The organism is Diaphorobacter nitroreducens, assembly GCF_002214645.1.
GTDB lineage: Bacteria > Pseudomonadota > Gammaproteobacteria > Burkholderiales > Burkholderiaceae_C > Diaphorobacter > Diaphorobacter nitroreducens.
In genome coordinates this window covers 3,039,943-3,059,206 of the sequence record NZ_CP016278.1, presented here as the reverse complement: position 1 = coordinate 3,059,206, position 19,264 = coordinate 3,039,943, and the positions used below count along the sequence as shown (strand labels likewise).

At 70.0% G+C, this 19,264-nt stretch carries 17 protein-coding genes; 13 read left to right on the top strand and 4 right to left on the bottom strand.

Annotated features, from left to right (window positions below; translation table 11 throughout):
• Positions 1–53 precede the first annotated feature (53 nt).
• On the bottom strand, positions 54–827 hold the full coding sequence (locus BA022_RS14410) for a ferredoxin--NADP reductase (RefSeq protein ID WP_088887909.1): 774 nt from the start codon (positions 825–827) through the stop codon (positions 54–56).
• A 259-nt stretch (positions 828–1,086) separates the two neighbouring features.
• On the opposite strand from BA022_RS14410, the gene BA022_RS14405 reads away from it, so the two are divergent.
• From BA022_RS14405 to BA022_RS14390, 4 genes are all read left to right on the top strand, one after another.
• Positions 1,087–2,274, top strand: a complete 1,188-nt coding sequence (locus BA022_RS14405) for an ABC transporter substrate-binding protein (RefSeq protein WP_088887908.1) — start codon at positions 1,087–1,089, stop codon at positions 2,272–2,274.
• A gap of 132 nt (positions 2,275–2,406) precedes the next feature.
• Complete coding sequence (locus BA022_RS14400) at positions 2,407–4,314, top strand: ABC transporter permease (protein ID WP_088887907.1); 1,908 nt, start codon at positions 2,407–2,409, stop codon at positions 4,312–4,314.
• Complete coding sequence (locus tag BA022_RS14395; protein WP_088887906.1) at positions 4,311–5,069, top strand: ABC transporter ATP-binding protein; 759 nt, start codon at positions 4,311–4,313, stop codon at positions 5,067–5,069. Before BA022_RS14400 ends, BA022_RS14395 begins: the two co-directional genes overlap by 4 nt.
• Entirely contained in the window at positions 5,066–5,845 is a 780-nt protein-coding gene (locus BA022_RS14390; protein WP_228403615.1) for an ABC transporter ATP-binding protein, read from the top strand. Before BA022_RS14395 ends, BA022_RS14390 begins: the two co-directional genes overlap by 4 nt.
• A gap of 30 nt (positions 5,846–5,875) precedes the next feature.
• On the opposite strand, the gene BA022_RS14385 is transcribed toward BA022_RS14390, so the two are convergent.
• A complete protein-coding gene (locus tag BA022_RS14385) occupies positions 5,876–6,793 on the bottom strand; it encodes a LysR family transcriptional regulator (RefSeq protein WP_187305970.1) in 918 nt (305 codons plus the stop codon).
• A 108-nt stretch (positions 6,794–6,901) separates the two neighbouring features.
• Here BA022_RS14385 and BA022_RS14380 point away from each other — a divergent pair, with 108 nt between their 5' ends.
• The gene (locus BA022_RS14380; protein WP_088887904.1) at positions 6,902–7,711 is read left to right on the top strand and encodes an SDR family NAD(P)-dependent oxidoreductase; all 810 of its coding nucleotides are present in this window, start codon (positions 6,902–6,904) and stop codon (positions 7,709–7,711) included.
• 128 nt (positions 7,712–7,839) lie between these two features.
• On the opposite strand, the gene BA022_RS14375 is transcribed toward BA022_RS14380, so the two are convergent.
• Together BA022_RS14375 and BA022_RS14370 are read right to left on the bottom strand one after the other, a co-directional pair.
• On the bottom strand, positions 7,840–9,573 hold the full coding sequence (locus BA022_RS14375) for a methyl-accepting chemotaxis protein (RefSeq protein ID WP_088887903.1): 1,734 nt from the start codon (positions 9,571–9,573) through the stop codon (positions 7,840–7,842).
• Positions 9,574–9,618: 45 nt separating this feature from the next.
• The gene (locus tag BA022_RS14370) at positions 9,619–11,157 is read right to left on the bottom strand and encodes a YifB family Mg chelatase-like AAA ATPase (RefSeq protein ID WP_088887902.1); all 1,539 of its coding nucleotides are present in this window, start codon (positions 11,155–11,157) and stop codon (positions 9,619–9,621) included.
• Positions 11,158–11,375: 218 nt separating this feature from the next.
• Here BA022_RS14370 and BA022_RS14365 point away from each other — a divergent pair, with 218 nt between their 5' ends.
• The 8 genes from BA022_RS14365 to BA022_RS14330 all read left to right on the top strand — a co-directional run bounded on the left by BA022_RS14365 (position 11,376) and on the right by BA022_RS14330 (position 19,231).
• Complete coding sequence (locus tag BA022_RS14365; RefSeq protein WP_088887901.1) at positions 11,376–12,107, top strand: TorF family putative porin; 732 nt, start codon at positions 11,376–11,378, stop codon at positions 12,105–12,107.
• A gap of 20 nt (positions 12,108–12,127) precedes the next feature.
• Positions 12,128–12,466: a P-II family nitrogen regulator gene (gene glnK / locus BA022_RS14360; protein ID WP_011803632.1), complete on the top strand. Its 339-nt coding sequence runs from the start codon at positions 12,128–12,130 to the stop codon at positions 12,464–12,466.
• A 46-nt stretch (positions 12,467–12,512) separates the two neighbouring features.
• Positions 12,513–13,940, top strand: a complete 1,428-nt coding sequence (locus tag BA022_RS14355) for an ammonium transporter (protein WP_088887900.1) — start codon at positions 12,513–12,515, stop codon at positions 13,938–13,940.
• A 131-nt stretch (positions 13,941–14,071) separates the two neighbouring features.
• Positions 14,072–15,022, top strand: coding sequence for an SMP-30/gluconolactonase/LRE family protein (locus BA022_RS14350; RefSeq protein WP_088887899.1), 951 nt, complete (start codon positions 14,072–14,074; stop codon positions 15,020–15,022).
• Positions 15,023–15,125: 103 nt separating this feature from the next.
• Positions 15,126–16,235 (top strand): glycolate oxidase subunit GlcE, encoded by a 1,110-nt coding sequence (gene glcE / locus BA022_RS14345; protein ID WP_088887898.1) that lies wholly within the window; start codon positions 15,126–15,128, stop codon positions 16,233–16,235.
• A 2-nt stretch (positions 16,236–16,237) separates the two neighbouring features.
• Positions 16,238–17,035, top strand: a complete 798-nt coding sequence (locus tag BA022_RS14340) for a YoaK family protein (RefSeq protein WP_088887897.1) — start codon at positions 16,238–16,240, stop codon at positions 17,033–17,035.
• Between the two features lie 26 nt (positions 17,036–17,061).
• Entirely contained in the window at positions 17,062–18,300 is a 1,239-nt protein-coding gene (glcF, locus tag BA022_RS14335) for a glycolate oxidase subunit GlcF (RefSeq protein WP_088887896.1), read from the top strand.
• Positions 18,301–18,361: 61 nt separating this feature from the next.
• Entirely contained in the window at positions 18,362–19,231 is an 870-nt protein-coding gene (locus BA022_RS14330; RefSeq protein ID WP_088887895.1) for a ProQ/FINO family protein, read from the top strand.
• Positions 19,232–19,264: the final 33 nt, after the last annotated feature.

Genomic DNA, 19,264 nt, shown 5'->3' with positions numbered 1-19,264 from the left:
GCGCCAATAGCTCCTATTTTGCTAGCAGACCGGCGCGGCCAGGGCCGCGTGCGTCACTTCTCCACGAAGGCGCGCTCGATCACGAAGTCGCCGGGGCGCGTGGTGTTGCCTTCCTCGAAGTCGCGCTTTTCCAGCAGTTCCTTGAGCGAGGCCAGCATCTCCGGGCTGCCGCAGAGCATCACGCGGTCTTCCAGCGGGTTGAGTTCGGGCAGGCCCAGGTCGGCGGCCAGCTTGCCGCTGTCGATCAGGTCGGGGATGCGGCCCTGGTTGCGGAAGGGCTCGCGCGTGACCGTGGGGTAGTACTTGAGCTGCTTGGTGATCAGCTCGCCCAGGAACTCATGCTGGGGCAGTTCCTTGGTGATGTAGTCGTGGTAGGCCAGCTCGGCCACCTGGCGCACGCCGTGGATCAGGATCACCTGCTCGAACTTCTCGTACGTCTCGGGGTCGCGGATCACGCTCAGGAACGGCGCCAGGCCCGTGCCCGTGGACATCAGGTACAGCCGCTTGGCGGGCAGCAGGTAGTCGATGAGCAGCGTGCCCGTGGGCTTCTTGCCCACGATGATGGAGTCGCCCACCTGGATGTGCTGCAGGCGCGAGGTCAGCGGGCCGTCCGGCACCTTGATGGAGAGGAACTCCAGGTGCTCCTCGTAGTTGGCGCTGACGATGCTGTAGGCGCGCAGCAGCGGCTTGCCGTCCACCTTCAGGCCGATCATGGTGAAGTGGCCGTTGGAGAACCGCAGCGCCGGGTCGCGCGTGGTGGTGAAGGAGAACAGGCGGTCGGTCCAGTGGTGTACGGTCAGTACACGCTCTTCGTGAAATGCGCTCATGGATGGGTGCCAGAAAAATGAACGAAAACAGGGCGAACGGGAGCCGTGGGGGCAGGGCCGGTGGCGTTAGTGTCGCGGCTTTGATATGCGCTCTCGGCATAAGCCGACATTTGCGCTGTGTCCACGGCACCCGTCAAGCATCGCGTGCGGGCGTTGGCTGCCCCCTGCCATGCGGGCAAACCCGCACATTGTCGGGCAAACTCGTGGCAGCGGTACAGTTGCGTTGCCCGGAAGCTGACCTGTGGCAAAGGATTCGACCATGCACAAGCCCTTCACCCCCCTGCTCGCCCTGCTGTTTGCAGGTGGCGCCTATGCGCAGGGGGCCTACACGATCGGGGAGATCAACAGCTACAAGGCCCAGCCCGCCTTCCTGGAGCCCTACAAGAAGGGCATGGAACTGGCGGTCGAGCAGATCAATGCGGCCGGCGGCATCCAGGGCAAGCAACTGCGGCTGGTCACGCGCGACGACAACGCCACCCCCGGCGACGCGGTGCGCGCGGCCGAGGAACTGATCGCGCGCGAGAAGGTGGATGTGCTCATGGGCAGCTTTCTGTCGCACGTGGGCCTGGCACTGACCGACTTCGCGCAGCAGAAGAAGCGCTTCTTCCTGGCGGCCGAACCGCTCACCGACAAGATCGTGTGGGAGCACGGCAACCGCTACACCTTCCGCCTGCGCCCCTCCACCTACATGCAGGTGGCCATGCTGGTGCCCGAAGCCGTGGCGCTGAAGAAAAAGCGCTGGGCCATCGTTTACCCCAACTACGAGTACGGCCAGTCGGCCGTGGCCACCTTCAAGCAACTGCTCAAGGCCGCGCAGCCGGACGTGGAGTTCGTTGCCGAGCAGGCCACGCCGCTCGGCAAGGTGGATGCCGGCAGCGTGGCCCAGGCGCTGGAAGACGCCAAGCCCGATGCGATCTTCAACGTGCTGTTCGCCGCCGACCTCGCCAAATTCGTGCGCGAGGGCAACACCCGCGGGCTGTTCACGGGCCGCAGCGTGGTGAGCCTGCTGTCGGGCGAGCCGGAATACCTGGACACGCTCAAGAGCGAGACGCCCGAGGGCTGGATCGTCACCGGCTACCCCTGGTATGCCATCCAGACGCCCGAGCACAAGGCCTTTCTGGACGCCTACATGAAGCGTTTCAAGGACTACCCGCGCGCGGGCTCGGTGGTGGGCTACAACGCCGTGCAGTCGGTTGCGGCGGGGCTGGCCAAGGCTGGATCGGCCGACACCGAGAAACTCATCACCGCCTTCCGCGGCCTGCAGGTGGCCACGCCGTTCGGTCCCATCACCTACCGCACGCAGGACCACCAATCCACCATGGGTGCCTACGTGGGCAAGACCGCGCTGCGCATGGGCAAGGGTGTGATGGTGGACTTCACCTACCGCGACGGCGCCAAGTACCAGCCCAGCGACGCCGAGGTGAAGCGGCTGCGCAAGGACGAGTGACCGCCGCACTCTGCGCCTGCGCCCTTCCCGTGGGGGACGGCGCGGCTGCTACCGCCGGGCGACCCGGGCGCTATGGCTGCGGGCTTCACCCGCGCGGGCTGCGGTGGCACTGTGCGGCATTGGACGACTGACATGGATGTTTCGGGGCTGCTGGCCCAACTGCTCAATGGCCTGGCGGGCGCTTCCACGTTGTTCCTCGTGGCGGCGGGGCTGTCGCTGATCTTTGGGGTGATGCGCATCGTCAACTTCGCGCACGGTTCGTTCTACATGCTGGGCCTGTACCTGGCCTATGCCCTGGTGGAGCGTCTGGGCGAGGCCCTCGGCTTCTGGCCTGCGCTGTTGCTGGCGCCGCTGGCGGTGGGCCTGCTGGGCGCGGCGGTGGAGGTGCTGCTGCTGCGCCGCATCTACCGCGCACCCGAACTGTTGCAGCTGCTGGCCACCTTCGCCTTGGTGCTGGTGATCAAGGACGCGGCGCTGTGGCTCTGGGGGCCGGAGGAGCTGTTCGGCCCGCGCGCGCCGGGCCTGGAGGGCGCGGTGGACCTGCTGGGCCGGCGCTTCCCGGCCTACGACCTGTTCCTCATCGCCGTGGGGCCGCTGGTGCTGGTGCTGCTCACGCTGCTGCTCACGCGCACGCGCTGGGGCACGCTGGTGCGCGCCGCCACGCAGGACCGTGAGATGGTCGGTGCGCTGGGTGTGAACCAGGCCTGGCTGTTCACCAGCGTGTTTGCGCTGGGGGCCCTGCTGGCAGGCCTGGGCGGCGCGCTGCAGCTGCCGCGTGAGCCCGCCAGCCTGGAACTGGACATGCTCACCATCGGCGCCGCCTTCGTGGTGGTGGTGGTGGGCGGCATGGGCTCGCTGCCCGGCGCCTTCGTGGCGGCGCTGGTGATTGCCGAGCTCAAGGCCGTGTGCATCTGGCTGGGCGTGGTCGAGGTCGCGGGGGTGGAGGTGGCCTTTCCCCGGCTCACGCTGGTGGTGGAATTCCTGGTGATGGCGTCCGTGCTCATCTGGCGGCCCTGGGGCCTCATGGGCCGCCCGCAGGCCGTGGCGCGCGGCGTGGGCGCGCCCGAGGCGCCGCTGCGCCAGGCGGGGCAGGGTGCCACGGCCGCCTGGTGCGCGCTGGTGCTGGGCCTGGCGCTGCTGCCGCTGGCGGTGGAGCCGGGCAGCTACGCCACCGTGTTGCTGACCGACATCGCGATTGCCGCGCTGTTCGCCGCCAGCCTGCATTGCATTCTGGGGCCGGGCGGGCTGCATTCGTTTGGCCATGCGGCGTACTTCGGCCTGGGCGCCTACGGCGCGGCGCTGCTGGTGCGCTGGCTGGACTGGCCCATGGGCACGGCGCTGCTGCTGGGGCCGCTGGTGGCGGCGGCCGGTGCGCTGGTGTACGGCTGGTTCTGCGTGCGCCTGTCGGGCGTGTCGCTCACCATGCTGACGCTGGCGTTCGCACAGATCACCTGGGCCATCGCCTACCAGTGGGACGGGTTCACCGGCGGCAGCAACGGCATCACCGGCGTGTGGCCGCCGCAGTGGGCCGCGCAGGGCGCGGGCTTCTATTGGTTGGTGCTGGCGCTGGCCGTGGCGGGCATCTACCTGCTGCGGCGCATGCTGTTTGCGCCGTTGGGCTGGGCGCTGCGCGCGGCGCGCGACTCGGCGTTGCGGGCCGACGCCATTGGCATCGACGTGCGCGGCGTGCAGTGGGCCGCCTTTGTGGTGGCGGGGCTGCTGGCCGGTCTGGCGGGGGCGCTGTACGTGTTTTCCAAAGGCAGCGTGGCGCCCGATGCGCTGGGCGTGTCGCGCTCGGTGGACGGGCTGGTGATGGTGCTGCTGGGCGGCATGCAGCAGCTGGCCGGGCCGGTGGTGGGCGCGGGCGTGTTCACCTGGCTGCACGACACCGTGGCGCGCAGTACCGACTACTGGCGCGCGCTGCTGGGCGGCATCATGCTGCTGCTGGTGCTGCTGTTTCCTCAAGGAATCTCGGGTTTTGCGCAGATGTGGCAAGCGCGAGCAGCTATCAAAAACAAAGCACAGGAGGGCGCGCCGTGAGCCTGCTGCAGGTCCAGGGGCTGCGCAAGTCCTTCGGCGGCGTGCAGGCCGTGCAGGGCGTGTCGTTCGCACTGCAGGCCGGCGAGTTGCTGGCGCTGATTGGCCCCAACGGCGCGGGCAAGAGCACCACCTTCAACTTGGTGGGCGGGCAGCTCCTGCCCGATGCGGGGTGCGTGCTGCTGCAGGGGCAGGACATCACCGGTCTGGCGCCACGCGCCGTCTGGCGGCGCGGCGTGGGCCGCACTTTCCAGATCGCGCAGACCTTTACCAGCTTTACCGTGCTGCAGAACGTGCAGATGGCGCTGCTGTCGCACGACCGGCAGGCCTGGCGCTGGTGGCGCCGTGCCGATGCGCACCGCCCGCAGGATGCGCTGGCGCTGCTGGAGCAGGTGGGCATGGCTGCCCAGGCGCAGCGCCCGTGCAGCGCGCTGGCCTACGGCGATGTCAAGCGCGTGGAGCTGGCCATGGCGCTGGCGCACGCCCCGGCGCTGCTGCTGATGGACGAGCCCACCGCCGGCATGGCGCCGGCCGAGCGCCTGGCGCTCATGCAGCTGGTGCAGCGCATCGCGCGCGAGCGGCACATGGGCGTGCTGTTCACCGAGCACAGCATGGACGTGGTCTTCGGCCTGGCCGACCGCGTGGCCGTGCTGGTGCGCGGCCAGCTGCTGGCCGAGGGCACGCCGCAGCAGATCCAGGACGACGCGCGGGTGCAGGCCGCCTACCTGGGCACGGGGCTGGCACTGGAGTCGGCATGAACAATCAAAACGATAGCGCCTCGCGCTTGCCAGACAAGGCTTTGGTGGCAAAAAAACCTTTGCTGGAGGTGGCGGACCTGCACGCCTGGTACGGCGCCGCCCACATCCTGCACGGCGTATCGCTGAGCGTGGGGCGCGGCGAGGTGGTGGCCTTGATGGGGCGCAACGGCGCGGGCAAGTCCACCACGCTCAAGGGCATTGCCGGCCTGCTGGAGCGGCGCAGCGGGCGCATCGAGTTCCTGGGCCAGCGCATCGACCGCCAGCCGCCGCACGCCATCGCGCGGCGCGGCCTGGGCTACGTGCCGGAGGATCGGCGCATCTTCACCGACCTCACGGTGCTGGAGAACCTGGAGGTGGGCCGCCAGAAGCCCCGCCACTGGCCCGACGGCACGCCCGCGCCGCTGTGGACGCCCGAGCGGCTGTTCACGCTGTTCCCCAATCTGGGCGAAATGCCCGACCGCCCCGGCGGGCGCATGAGCGGCGGCGAGCAGCAGATGCTGACCGTGGCGCGCACCCTCATGGGCCAGCCGCTGCTGGTGCTGCTGGACGAGCCCTCGGAGGGCGTGGCGCCAGTCATCGTGCAGCAGATGGCGCGCACCATCCGCGCGCTGAAGGCCCAGGGCATCGGCATCCTGCTGAGCGAACAGAACCTGCCCTTCGCCGAGGCCGTGGCCGACCGCGCCTGCGTGCTGGAGCAGGGCCGCATCGTGTACAGCGCCGGCATGGCGCAGCTGGCGGGCGACGCCGCGGCGCGGCGGCAGTACCTGGGCGTCTAGCGGCCCAGGGACACGTGGGGGCCAGGCCGCTCAGGCGGCGGCCACCTGCGCCAGATGCTCCGCCACCACCTGCGCCAGCCAGTCCATCACCGTGCGCACGCGCCGCGGCAGGTTGCGGCGGTTGGCGTACATCAGCGTGAGCGGCATCGGCGGGGCGGCCAGTTGCGGCAGCACTTCGATCAGATCGCCGCGCGCCAGCAGGTCCACCACGCCCAGGTGCGGCACCTGGATCAGGCCCAGCCCCGCCAGGCAGCCGGCCATGTAGGCCTCGGCATTGTTCACCGTGAGGGCGCCCTGCATGGGGGTGAGCACCAGTGCGCCATCCACCACGGCCTCGAAGCCTGCAGAGCGGGCGCCCAGCGTGTTCACGAAATGCACCAGCCGGTGGCCCGGCAGGTCGGCGAGCGAGCGTGGCGTGCCATGCGCGCGCAGATAGGCCGGGCTGGCGCAGTTGACCAGCCGCACCAGCCCCAGCGGGCGCGCGACCAGGCTGCTGTCCACCACGGCGCCCGTGCGCAGCACGCAGTCGAAGCCTTCGCGCACCACGTCCACGCGGCGCTCGGTGCTGCTCAGCTCCACCTCCAGACCGGGGTGGCGCGCCAGCAGTTCGGGCAGGCGGGGCACCACCACGTTGCGCGCCATGCCGGTGGACATGTCGATGCGCACGCGTCCTTTCAGGCCGGCGCCGTCGGGGTGCTGGAACATGGATTGCAGCTCGTCCACGTCCGCCAGCAGATCCTTGCACCGCTCGTAATAGGCCTGCCCGTCCTGCGTGAGCTGGACGCGCCGGGTGGTGCGGTGCAGCAGGCGCGTGCCAAGCTGGGTTTCGAGTTGCTGCACGGCGGTGGAGGCGCTGGCCTTGGGGATGCCCAGCGCTTCGGCGGCCTGCGTGAAGCTGGCCAGCTCGGCCACGCGGACGAAGATGTGCATGCGGTCAAACGGGCTCATTGTTCGTATCCAAAGAACGATGCGATCAATTTTCAGTGATTTATGGATGCAGCGCGGATCAATAGAGTCCGCTCACTGCTTCTCACTCCTCACTGAAAGGTTCCCGCCATGAGCCACGCCGCATCTTCTTCCTCCTCTACGGCCACCGCCGGCATGGCCGCCCGCCCGGCCATCGCCCTCATCACCGGCGGCAGCCGGGGACTGGGCCGCAATGCCGCGTTGCACGTGGCGCGGTCCGGCACCGATGTGATCCTGACCTACCGCAGCCAGGCCGCCGAGGCGCAGGCCGTCGTCGCCGAGATCGAGGCCCTCGGCCGCCGCGCCGTGGCGCTGCCCCTGGACGTGGCGGCCAGCGCCACCTTCACCGTTTTCGCAGGCCAGGTGCGCGACGTGCTGGCGCGGCACTGGCAGCGCGAGCGCTTCGACTTCCTCGTGAACAACGCCGGCGTGGGCGTGTATGCCAGCTTCATGGAGACCACCGAGGCGCAGTTCGACGACATGGTCAACATCCACCTCAAGGGCGTGTTTTTCCTCACACAGAAGCTGCTGCCGCTGATGAACGACGGCGGGCGCATCCTGAACGTGTCGTCGGGCCTGGCGCGGTTCGCGCTACCGGGCTACGCGGCCTATGCGGCGATGAAGGGCGGGGTGGAGGTGCTGACGCGCTACCTGGCCAAGGAACTGGGCGCCCGCGGCATTGCCGTGAACGTGGTGGCGCCTGGCGCGATCGAGACGGATTTTGGCGGCGGCGCCGTGCGCGACAACGCGCAGCTCAACGCCTTCATCGCCGGCCAGACCGCGCTGGGCCGCGTGGGCCTGCCGGACGACATCGGTGGCGTGATCGCTGCGCTGCTGCAGCCGGGCACGGGCTGGGTGAACGCGCAGCGCATCGAGGCATCGGGCGGCATGTTCGTTTGACGCCCGGCATCGGGGCTGCGCCTGGTTGCTTTACTGCATTTTTGGGCTGTAGCGCTTGTTATATAAGCGCTAGCAGCTATAAACAACGTAGCAAAACGAGGCGGGTGGGGCATCCCCGCCCGGGGCGCTCAGAAGGCTTCCCAATCGTCGTCGCTGTGGCGCGCGGCGGCCGGGGCCGCCTTGGCCGCTGCCGGTGGGCGGGCGGGCGCCGCCAGCGTGCGCGCTGCTGCGGGGGGCTTGGTCGTTGTGGTCGTTGTGGCCGGTGCGGGCCGGCGGAGGGGGGCGGGCGCTGCCGCTGCCGTTGCCGTCTGGGCGGCCTGCAGGCCTTCCACGCGGAACACGCTCACTGCCTGGGCCAACTGGCCAGCCTGGGCCTTGAGCGAGCCCGTGGCGGCGGTGGCTTCCTCCACCAGTGCGGCGTTCTGCTGCGTGACCTGGTCCATCTGCGTGATGGCCTGGTGCACCTGCTCGATGCCCGCGCTCTGCTCCTGGCTGGCGGCGGTGATCTCGGCCACCAGGTCGCTCACGCGCTGCACGCTCTGCACGATGGCGTCCATGGTGCGGCCGGCTTCCTCGACCTGGTGGGAGCCTTCCTCCACCTTGGCGACCGAGTCGCCGATCAGGCCCTTGATGTCCTTGGCGGCAGCCGCGCTGCGCTGTGCCAGTGCACGCACCTCGCCGGCCACGACGGCAAAGCCGCGGCCCTGCTCGCCGGCGCGTGCGGCCTCCACCGCGGCGTTCAGCGCCAGGATGTTGGTCTGGAAGGCGATCGAGTCGATCACGCCGATGATGTCGCTGATCTTGCGGCTGCTGGCGTTGATGGCGCCCATGGTCTGCACCACGCCGGCCACCACCTGGCCGCCCTGCGTGGCCGTCTGCGCGGCAGAGGAGGCCAACTGGTTGGCCTGACGCGCGTTGTCGGCGTTCTGGCGCACGGTGCTGGTCAGCTGCTCCATCGAGGCGGCGGTTTCCTGCAGCGAGCTGGCCTGCTCCTCGGTGCGCGAGGACAGGTCCTGGTTGCCTGCGTCGAGCTGGCTGGACGCCGTGGCGATGCCGTCGGTGCCCGAGCGCACGCGCGCCACCACCTGCGACAGGCTGGCGTTCATCTCCTGCAGCGCCTGCAGCAGCTGGCCGGTCTCGTCGCGCGAGTCGACCTGCACGCGGCTGGTGAGGTCGTTGGCCGCCACGGCGCGCGCCACCTGCACGGCCTGCGCCAGCGGCCGCGTGATGCCGCGTGTGAGCCACCATGCGCACAGGGCGCCTGCGCCCAGGCCGAGCACGCCCAGCACGATCAGCCACAGCCGGCTTTGCCCATAGGTGACATTGATCCCCTGCGCCGTGGCGTCGATGCGGGAGCGTTGCATGTCCAGCAGGCGCTGGATCAGCGCCACGTACTGGTCGGTGGCGGGCAGGTACACCTGGGTGAGCAGGCGTTCGGCCTCCTCCAGCTGGCCCTCGGCCTTGGCCTTCACGGCCTGGTCGCGCGAGGACAGGTAGGTCACGCGCGCCTTCTGGATGTCGGCCCACAGGGCCTTTTCCTCGTCGCTGGTGAGCAGCGTCTCGATACGCTTTTGCAGCTCGGCCGATTCGCGCGTGGAGGTGGCGGTGTCCGCCGCGAAGAACTGGCCGAGCGAGGGGTCCGTGCTCTTGACGATGGCCGAGGTGCGCCGCGCCGCGCTGTACACGTAGCGGTACCAGTCGCTGATCATGCGCTCCACCGCCAGGGGTTGCTGCGTCATCTCGTTGGTGGCTTGCGCCACGGTCTGCAGGCGCCATACGCCAAAGGCCGTCATCAGGGCCATCAGCAGCAGGACAAGGGCGAAGCCGCCTCCCAGGCGGGTGCCGATGCTGAGGTTTTTCATAGGATCTTCAGGAGGATTCAAACAAGGAAGGGCAGCGGTGGAGCGTCACGCCGGTGCGCGCAGGGCGCGCCGGTATTGCACGGCTTCGGCCACATGGGCGGCGCCCACGGTCTCGCAGCCCGATAGATCGGCAATAGTACGTGCAACCTTGAGGGCCCGGTGCGTGCTGCGCGCCGACCACGCCAGGCGCGCCGCCGCGGCCTGCAGGAACCGCGCGGCCGGCGCGTCCAGCGCCGCCATCTGTTCCAGCTCCTGGCCATGCAATGCCTGGTTGGCCTTGCCCTGGCGCTGGAGCGCTCGTTCGTGCGCGCGGGCCACGCGTTCGCGCACGGCGCCGCTGGGTTCGCCGGGCGGGGCGCCCAGCAGTTCCTCGGGCGGCAGCGCGGGCACCTCCACATGCAGGTCGATGCGGTCCAGCAGCGGGCCGCTGAGCTTGCCCTGGTAGCGCGCGATCTGGTCGGGTGTGCAGCGGCAGGCGCGCTGGTGCGAGCCCGCAAAACCACAGGGGCAGGGGTTCATGGCCGCCACGAGCTGAAAGCGCGCCGGGAACTCGGCGCGCTGCGCCGCCCGGGCGATGGTGATGCGCCCGCTTTCCAGCGGCTCGCGCAGCGCCTCCAGGGCGCTGCGGGCGAATTCGGGGAATTCATCGAGGAAGAGCACGCCTTCGTGCGCGAGCGAGATCTCGCCCGGGCGCGGCGGCGAGCCCCCGCCCACCAGCGCGATCGCGCTGCAGCTGTGGTGCGGGCTGGCTGTGGTGCGCTGCATCCACTGTGCGGGGCTGAAGCGCCCGGCCAGGCTGGCAATGGCCGCGCTCTCCAGCGCTTGCTCCACCCCCATCGGGGGCAGCAGCCCGGCAAAACGCTGGGCCAGCATGGACTTGCCCGAGCCCGGGGGCCCCACGAGCAGCAGCCCGTGCCCGCCGGCGGCGGCGATCTCCAGTGCGCGCTTGGCCGCGGCCTGCCCCTTCACGTCGGCCAGGTCCGGGCCATCGGTGGCCGGGGCCGGCGGCGCGGGTTGCAGCCGCTGCCAACCGCCGTCGTCCGCGCCATCATCGTTCGGCGGGGGCACGGGCACGAACTGGCGTACCACGTCCAACAGGTGGTGCGCGCGGTAGATCTCGGTGCCCGGCACCAGCGCAGCTTCTTCGGCGCTGCCGGGGGGAAGCACCGTGCGCACGGGCTGCGCCAGCGCGCGCAGCGCCAAGCTGGTCGCCAGGGCGCCGCGCACCGGGCGCAGCAGGCCCGACAGCGATAGCTCGCCGGCGAACTCCCAGCCGTCCAACCGGGCTGCGTCGATCTGCCCGCTCGCGGCCAGGATGCCCAGCGCGATCGGCAGGTCGAAGCGGCCGGAGTCCTTGGGCAGATCGGCCGGCGCCAGGTTCACGGTGATCTTCTTGTTGGCCGGGAATTCCAGCCCGGCGTTCTGCAGCGCGGAGCGCACGCGCTCGCGCGCCTCCTTGACCTCGACATCGGCCAGGCCCACCAGCGCGAAGCTGGGCAACCCGTTGGCCAGGTGTACTTCCACAGTAACGGCGGGCGCGTGCAGGCCCAGCAGGGCGCGGCTTTGCACCAAAGCAAGACTCATCGCAACGGATCTCCCCAGGCATGTGCGTGCAACCATGGCGACGGATGCGCAAGGGGGCCGCCCTGCACCAGGCTGGTGCGAAATGCGCCGGGCTGCAACCCCTGTGACTGCACGTATGCCTCAGGATGGTACCCGGCAGGCCGTCGCGGGGCGGATTTCGGGGTGGCACGGTCCATGCATTGAGGGGGTGTCAACCGTCGCCCAACACTGGAGGAACCATGCACCGCTTTTCCCTCAAGACCCTGGCCCTCGCTTTTGCGGCCGTCGCCGTACCGGGCCTTGCCAGCGCCCAGCTCACTGCCAATGTGTCGCTGACCAGCAACTACAAGTTCCGCGGCCAGGACCAGGACGTGAACCGCATCAAGGCCGTGAACCCGGCCATCCAGGGCGGGTTCGACTACAGCTTTGGCGACAGTGGCTTCTACGTGGGCAACTGGAACTCCAGCGTGGACTGGCTGTCCGGCAACTCCATCGAGGCCGACTTCTACGGTGGCTACAAATTCAAGGCCGGCGAGGTGGACCTGGATGTGGGCGCGCTCACGTATGTGTACCCAGGCAACACCAACGGCAACACCACCGAGCTGTATGGCGCGGCCACGTACGGCCCGTTCACGGCCAAGTACTCGCACACCGTGTCCAAGGATTACTTCGGCTGGGCGGGCGCCAAGACCTCCAGCAACCGTGGGCGCAACACGGGCTACCTGAACCTGGCGTTTGCGCAGGAGGTTGCGCCCAGCGTCACGCTGAAGGCGTCCGTGGGCTACACGCGCTTTGCCAGCGACATCAAGGACCTGGGCGTGCCCAACTACGTGGACTACAGCGTGGGCGGCGCCTACGACTTCGGCGCCGGCCTGTCGTTGTCCGCGGCGGTTGCCGGAGCCAACAAGAAGGGCTTCTTCGGCGATGCCAACAAGGCCCGCCTGATCGTCTCCCTCACCAAGACCCTCTAACTCTCGACAAGGAATCGATCATGAAAATGGTCACCGCCATCATCAAACCCTTCAAGCTCGACGAGGTGCGCGAGTCCCTGTCGGACATCGGCGTGCAGGGCATCACCGTGACCGAGGTGAAGGGCTTTGGCCGCCAGAAGGGCCATACCGAGCTGTACCGCGGCGCCGAGTACGTCGTGGACTTCCTGCCCAAGGTGAAGATCGAGGCCGCCGTGGCCGACGAGCTGGTGGAACGCGTCATCGAGGCCATCGAAGGCGCGGCCCGCACCGGCAAGATCGGCGACGGCAAGATCTTCGTGGCGCACCTGGAGCAGGTGGTGCGCATTCGCACCGGCGAGACCGGCCAGGAAGCCCTGTGAGCGCGCGCCGCACAGGCATTCGTCCCTCCCGACCCAGAGATCTGCCATGAAAAAACTATTTGCTTCCCTACTGATCGGTGCAAGCCTGCTGGCCGGTGGCGCCGGCGCGCTGGCCCAGACACCCGACGCGGCCGCGGCGGCTTCGGAGCCCGTGGCCGTCGCCCCCGCGCCTGCGCCCGCTGCCGAGCCCGTCGCAGCACCTGCTGCGGCACCCGCACCCGCCCCCGCGGCAGAGGCGCCCGCCGCGCCCAAGGTGGACTCGGGCGACACCGCCTGGATGCTGACCTCCACGCTGCTGGTGATCCTGATGATCATCCCGGGCCTGGCCCTGTTCTACGGGGGGCTGGGCCGCACCAAGAACATGCTGTCCGTGCTGATGCAGGTGTTCGTGATCTTCGCCCTGGTGTCGCTGCTGTGGTCCATCTACGGCTACAGCCTCGCGTTCTCCGGCGAGGGCCAATTCGTGGGCGACCTGTCCAAGCTCTTCCTGAAGGGCGTGAGCCAGGAAACCTTTGGTGCGCTGGCGACCATTCCCGAATACGTGTTCATCGCCTTCCAGGGCACGTTCGCGGCCATCACCGTGGCGCTGATCGTGGGCTCCTTTGCGGAACGCATGCGTTTTGCGGCCGTGCTCATCTTCGCGCTGCTGTGGTTCACCTTCAGCTACGTGCCCATGGCCCACATCGTGTGGGGTGGCGGCCTGCTGGCGGCCGACGGCGCGCTCGATTTTGCGGGCGGCACCGTGGTGCACATCAACGCCGGTATCGCGGGCCTGGTGGGTGCCTACATGGTGGGCAAGCGCATCGGCTTTGGCCGCGAAGCGTTCACTCCGCACTCGCTCACGCTGACCATGGTGGGCGCGTCGCTGCTGTGGGTGGGCTGGTTCGGCTTCAACGCCGGCTCTGCAGGTGCCGCCAACGCCGTTGCGGGCCTGGCCTTCGTGAACACGGTGCTGGCCACCTCGGCCGCCACGCTGTCGTGGATTGCCGGCGAGGCGCTGCACAAGGGCAAGGCCTCCATGCTGGGCGCGGCCTCGGGCGCGGTGGCCGGCCTGGTGGCGGTCACGCCCGCCGCGGGCTTCGTGGGCCCCATGGGCTCCATCGCGATCGGCCTGATTGCCGGCCTGGTCTGCCTGTGGGGCGTGGGCGGCCTGAAGAAGATGCTGAACGTGGACGATGCCTTCGACGTGTTTGGCGTGCATGGCGTGGGCGGCATCGTGGGCGCGATACTCACCGGCGTGTTCGCGGCCCAGGGCCTGGGCGGCACCGGCGGCCTGACGCCCGACACCTTCAGCATGGGCGCGCAGGTGTGGGTGCAGGTCAAGAGCGTGCTGTTCACCATCGTGTGGTCGGGCGTGGTGTCCTTCATCGCCTACAAGGTCGCCGACCTGCTGGTGGGCCTGCGCGTGAGCGAGGAGGCCGAGCGCGAGGGCCTGGACATCACCTCCCATGGCGAGACGGCTTACCACCGTTGAATGGCGGGCGCCGCGTGGTGGCGCGGCGGCCCTCCGACTACAAGCGAGTAACTCCCTGTCCCGTGTTTGGGCCCGCCCTTGGCGGGCCTTTTCTTTGTGCGGCGCGCGGGCCCGGGGCCAATAATGCCTGTATGAACACTGCCTGGACGCCCCTGGCCGCCGCGCCTGCGCAACTCGGCGAATCTCCCTTCTGGCACCCCCTGGAGTCCCGTCTGTACTGGGTGGACATCGCCGGCCGCGCGCTGTGGCGCAGCGGCGTGCACGGGAGCGATGCGCAATGCTGGCCCCTGCCGGCCGAGCCCGGCTGCATCGCGCCGGCGCGCCAGGGGGGCACACCCGCAGGCCTGGTAGTGGCGCTGCGCGACCGCATCTGCCACGCGCCGCGCTGGGGCGGGCCGCTCCTCACGCTGGCGCACCTGCCCATCGACCCGGCGACCGAGCGTGCCAACGACGGCAAGTGCGACGCGCTCGGGCGCCTGTGGGTGGGCACGGTGCATGAGCCCGTCCAGGGCCCGCGCCAGCCCGTCGCTGCGCTGTACTGCATCGACCTGCGCGGCGGGGACCAGGGCGGCCCCGATGCTCCCACGGTGCGCCGCATGCTGGACGGCGTGGCCACCGCCAACGGCCTGGCCTGGTCGCCGGACGGGCGCACGCTGTATTGGAGCGACACGCCCTCGCACACCATCCGCGCCTGGGACTGCAACGCGCAGTTGGAGCCCATCGGGGCGCCGCGTGTGTTGCACCGCTTTGCGGCGCGCGATGAGGCAGTCCCCTATGGCGGCCGCCCGGACGGTGCCGCCGTGGATGCCGAAGGCGCCTACTGGTGCGCGCTGTACGAGGGCGCGCGTGTGCTGCGCTTGTCGCCGCGCGGCGAGGTGCTGGCCGAGCTGCCCACGCCGCTGTCCTGCCCCACCATGCCCTGCGTCGGTGGGCCGGACGGGCACACGCTGTTCGTCACCTCTGCACGCAAGGGCCGCAGTGCCGATGAGCTGGCGCGCTGGCCCCAGTCGGGGCAGGTGCTGTCCACCCGCGTGGCCGTGGAGGGGTTGCCCGTGGCCTGGTGCGAGGTCGGCCAGCGCTGACCCCTGCGGCGCGCATGGCTGCCAGCGCCATTCACGCCGCGCGTTCAAAAAAATCAAACCTGCGCCACGGCCGCCCGAAAGGGCAGGGCAGTACCATCGCCGGATGGACGCAGCCCTTCGCCAGATCATCGACCGCGTGCGCGACAGCGCAGACCGCCGCAGCGCCGTGCGCATCTGCGGCGGAGGCACCAAAGACTTCCATGGCCCGGGCGCGCCGCAGCATGCCGGCGAGCCGCTGGACATGCGGCCCCTGGCCGGCGTCGTGAGCTACGAGCCCAGCGAACTGGTGGTCACCGCGCTCGCCGGCACGCCGCTGGCGGAGCTGGAGGCGCTGCTCGCGCGCCATGGCCAGAGCCTGCCGTTCGAGCCGCCACGCTTTGCCGAAGGCGGCACCGTAGGGGGCATGGTGGCGGCCGGCCTGTCGGGCCCGGCGCGCGCCAGCGTGGGCGCGGTGCGCGACTACGTGCTGGGCGTGGAGATCATCAACGGGCGCGGCGAGCTGCTGCGCTTTGGCGGCCAGGTGATGAAGAACGTGGCGGGCTATGACGTCTCGCGCCTCATGGCCGGGGCCTGGGGGCAGCTCGGCGTGATCACTGAGGTCAGCCTGAAGGTGCTGCCGGTGCCGCCGGCGGAGGCCACGCTGCGCTTTGACTGCGACCAGGCCGAGGCGCTGCGCCGCCTCAACGCCTGGGGCGGCCAGCCGCTGCCGCTCAACGCCAGCTGCTGGGTCGAGGATGCGGGCCGCGGCCAGCTCTACGTGCGCCTGCGTGGCGCGCAGGCGGCGGTGCAGGCCGCCTGCCGCAGCATGGGAGGTGAGTTGCAAGACGCTCCCACCGTGCCTGACGACTGGCAGGCTTGCCGCGACCAGCGCCTGCCCTGGTTCGCCGCGCGCGCGGCAGACCATGCGCTGTGGCGCCTGTCGGTTCCCCAGACCGCGCCCGTGCTGGCATTGCCCGCGGGCGTGGCGTCCCCGCTGGTGGAGTGGCACGGCGGTCTGCGCTGGGTGCAGGCGCTGCCGCAGCACGGCGATGCGCTGCATGCACTCGCCGCCGAGGTGGGGGGTAGTGCTTCTCTATTCATAGCTGCTAGCGCAGATGGGATAAGCGCTAGAGCCATTTTTGATGCAAATTCTGCGGCGCTCGCTGCGATCCACCAGCGGCTCAAGCAGGCGTTCGACCCGGCCGGCATCTTCAACCCCGGGCGCCTCGTCTAGCCATGCGCCTGCTGCGCCACCTGACCGGGCGGCACCGCACCACGGTCACCAACCGCACGCTGGGCCTGCTGCTGGCGTTCAACGCGGGGGCGATCAACGCGGGGGGCTTTCTGGTCGTGCACATGTACACCTCGCACATGACGGGCTTCCTTTCGCTGGTGGCCGACAACCTGGTGCTGGGCAACATGACGCTGGTGCTCAGCGCCATTGGCACGCTGTGGGCCTTCATGTCGGGCGCGGGCTCCACGGCGATCCTCGTCAATTGGGCGCGCCACCAGCACCTGCGCAGCGGCTTTGCGCTGCCGCTCTTGCTGGAGGCGGTGCTGATGCTGCTGTTCGGCCTGATGGGGGCCATCACGCTGGGCTGGCGCACGCCGTTCGCCGTGCCCCTCACGGTGCTGCTGCTGGCCTACATCATGGGGCTGCAGAACGCGGTGGTGACCAAGATGTCCTCGGCCCAGATCCGCACCACGCACATGACGGGCATCGTCACCGACCTCGGCATCGAGATGGGCAAGGCCCTGTACTGGAACCGCAGCGGGACGCCGCGCGAGTCGCAGGTGCATGCCAACAAGACGCGCCTGCGCATGTTCGCCAGCTTGCTGGGCATGTTCACCGCCGGCGGCGTGGTCGGCGCGGCGGGCTTCAAGTACGTGGGCTTCATCTGGGTGGTGCCGCTGGCGTCCATCCTGCTGGCGCTGTCGCTGCCCCCCCTCGCCGCCGACCGCCAGCGCCTGGCCCAGCTGTGGCGCGCGCGCCGCGCTCCCGCACCCGCCGAAGACGCCCCCGCGCGCCGCTAACCCCTCCACGATCTCCACGACACACCATGCAGACCCAGCTCGCACCCCAGTACCAGGGCACGCCCGAAGGGCAGGAGGCCGAGGCCATCCTGCGCAAATGCGTGCACTGCGGCTTTTGCACTGCCACCTGCCCCACCTACCAGTTGCTGGGCGATGAGTTGGACGGACCGCGCGGGCGCATCTACCTCATCAAGCAGGTGCTGGAAGGGGCCGAGCCCACGCGCAAGACGCAGTTGCACTTGGACCGGTGCCTGACCTGCCGCAACTGCGAGAGCACCTGCCCGAGCGGCGTGCAGTACGGGCATCTGGTGGACATCGGCCGGCGCATCGTCGAGGAAAAAGTGCCGCGCCCGCGTGGCGAGGCGGCGGCCCGCTGGATGCTCAAGGAAGGCTTGCCATCGCCGCTCTTTGCCCCGGCAATGAAGGTGGGCCAGGCCGTGCGCGGCCTGCTGCCCGAGCGCCTGCGCGCCAAGGTGCCGCCGCGCCAGGACGCGGGCGCCTGGCCCACGCGCAGCCATGCGCGCAAGGTGCTGCTGCTGGAGGGCTGCGTGCAGCCGTCCATGGCGCCCAACATCAACAATGCCACGGCGCGCGTGCTGGATGCTGCAGGCATACAGACCGTGGTGGCGCGCGAGGCGGGCTGCTGCGGCGCGGTCAAGTTCCACCTGAACGATCAGGAAGGGGGCCTCGCCCAGATGCGCGCCAACATCGACGCCTGGTGGCCCTATGTGGAACGCGGCGAGGTAGAGGCCATCGTCATGAATGCCTCGGGCTGCGGCGTCACCGTGAAGGAATACGGCCACCTGCTGCGCAACGACGCGCAGTACGCCGAGAAGGCGGCGCGGGTGAGCGCCCTTACGCGCGATCTGTCGGAACTGCTGCCCGATCTGGTGGAGCGCCTTCGCGGGCGCATCCAGCCTCCCGCGGCGCCGCTGGCCTACCACCCGCCCTGCACCCTGCAGCACGGGCAGAAGCTGCGCGGCGGCGTGGAGCGGCACCTGGCGGCGCTGGGCTTCGAGCTGCGCGTGGCGCGCACCGAGTCGCACCTGTGCTGCGGCTCGGCCGGCACCTACTCGGTGCTCAACCCGGAACTGTCGTACCAGCTGCGCGACCGCAAGCTGGGCGCGCTGGGCGAGGCCTTCACCGAGCAGCCGCCTGCGGCCATCCTCTCGGCCAACATGGGCTGCATCACCCACCTGCAAAGCGGCACGGGCATTCCCGTGAAGCACTGGGTGGAGGTGCTGGACGCTGCATTGCTGGCATGATGGCGGGTTTTGACCGCCGCGCGAGGCGGGCTTTCGGGGCCCGGCCGCGCGCTTTCGAGCCATGAACGACACCGTGAACGCACCCGCTCCGATCCACGAAGAAGGCGTGCCACCCACCGCTGCTGCGGTCCCCGCGGCCGAAGGCCATGCGACACCGGAGAGCCCCGCGTCGGCCAGCCCGGCACCTGCCGCTGACAGCGGCGCCGCACGCGCGCCCAGGGCCAATCGCCGCGGCGGCCGTGGCCGCGCGGGGGGGCGGCGTGAGCCGGGAGCGCAGGCCGCAGGCGATGCGCCCCAGGCCGGCGCCAAGGGCGGCCCCGTGGCGGGTGCACCCCGCCGTACGCATCCGCTGCTGGAGCAGTTGGCGGGCTGGTATCCGCACTTGTTCGGGGCGCAGTTCCTCCCGCTCAAGCGCGGCATCTTCCAGGACCTGCTGGCCGCGCATGGCGAAGCCATCGACAAGGACGCACTCAAGCTCGCCCTCTCCATCCACACGCGGTCCACGCGCTATCTGAATGCGGTGGCCCAGGGCATGAAGCGCCACGACCTGCAGGGCCAGCCCGTGGAGGACATGGCGCCCGAGCATGTGCACCACGCGCTGCTGGAGGTGTTCCGCCGGCGCAAGCCGCAGGACGGCGAGGACCTGACGGCCAAGCTGCGCCGGCGCATTGCCCAGGCGTTCGAGGCCAGCGGCCTCACGCGCGAGGCCTATGACGCGCTGGTGCGCGGCCGCGACGAGAAGGCCAACGCCCTGCTCGATGAAGCCTTTGCCGAGGTGGCCGAGCGCGATGCCAAGGCCGAGGCGCTGCTGCGTGCCTTCGAGGCCAGCGGCCAGACCCCCGAGGCCTTTGCCGACATGTACGGCCTGCCCGCTCGGCAGGCTGCGCAGATGCTCGAGCGGGCACGGCAGCGCCGCGCACCGGGCGCCTGAGCGCGGCGCGAGGGGTGGTGACAGGCTGCTGAC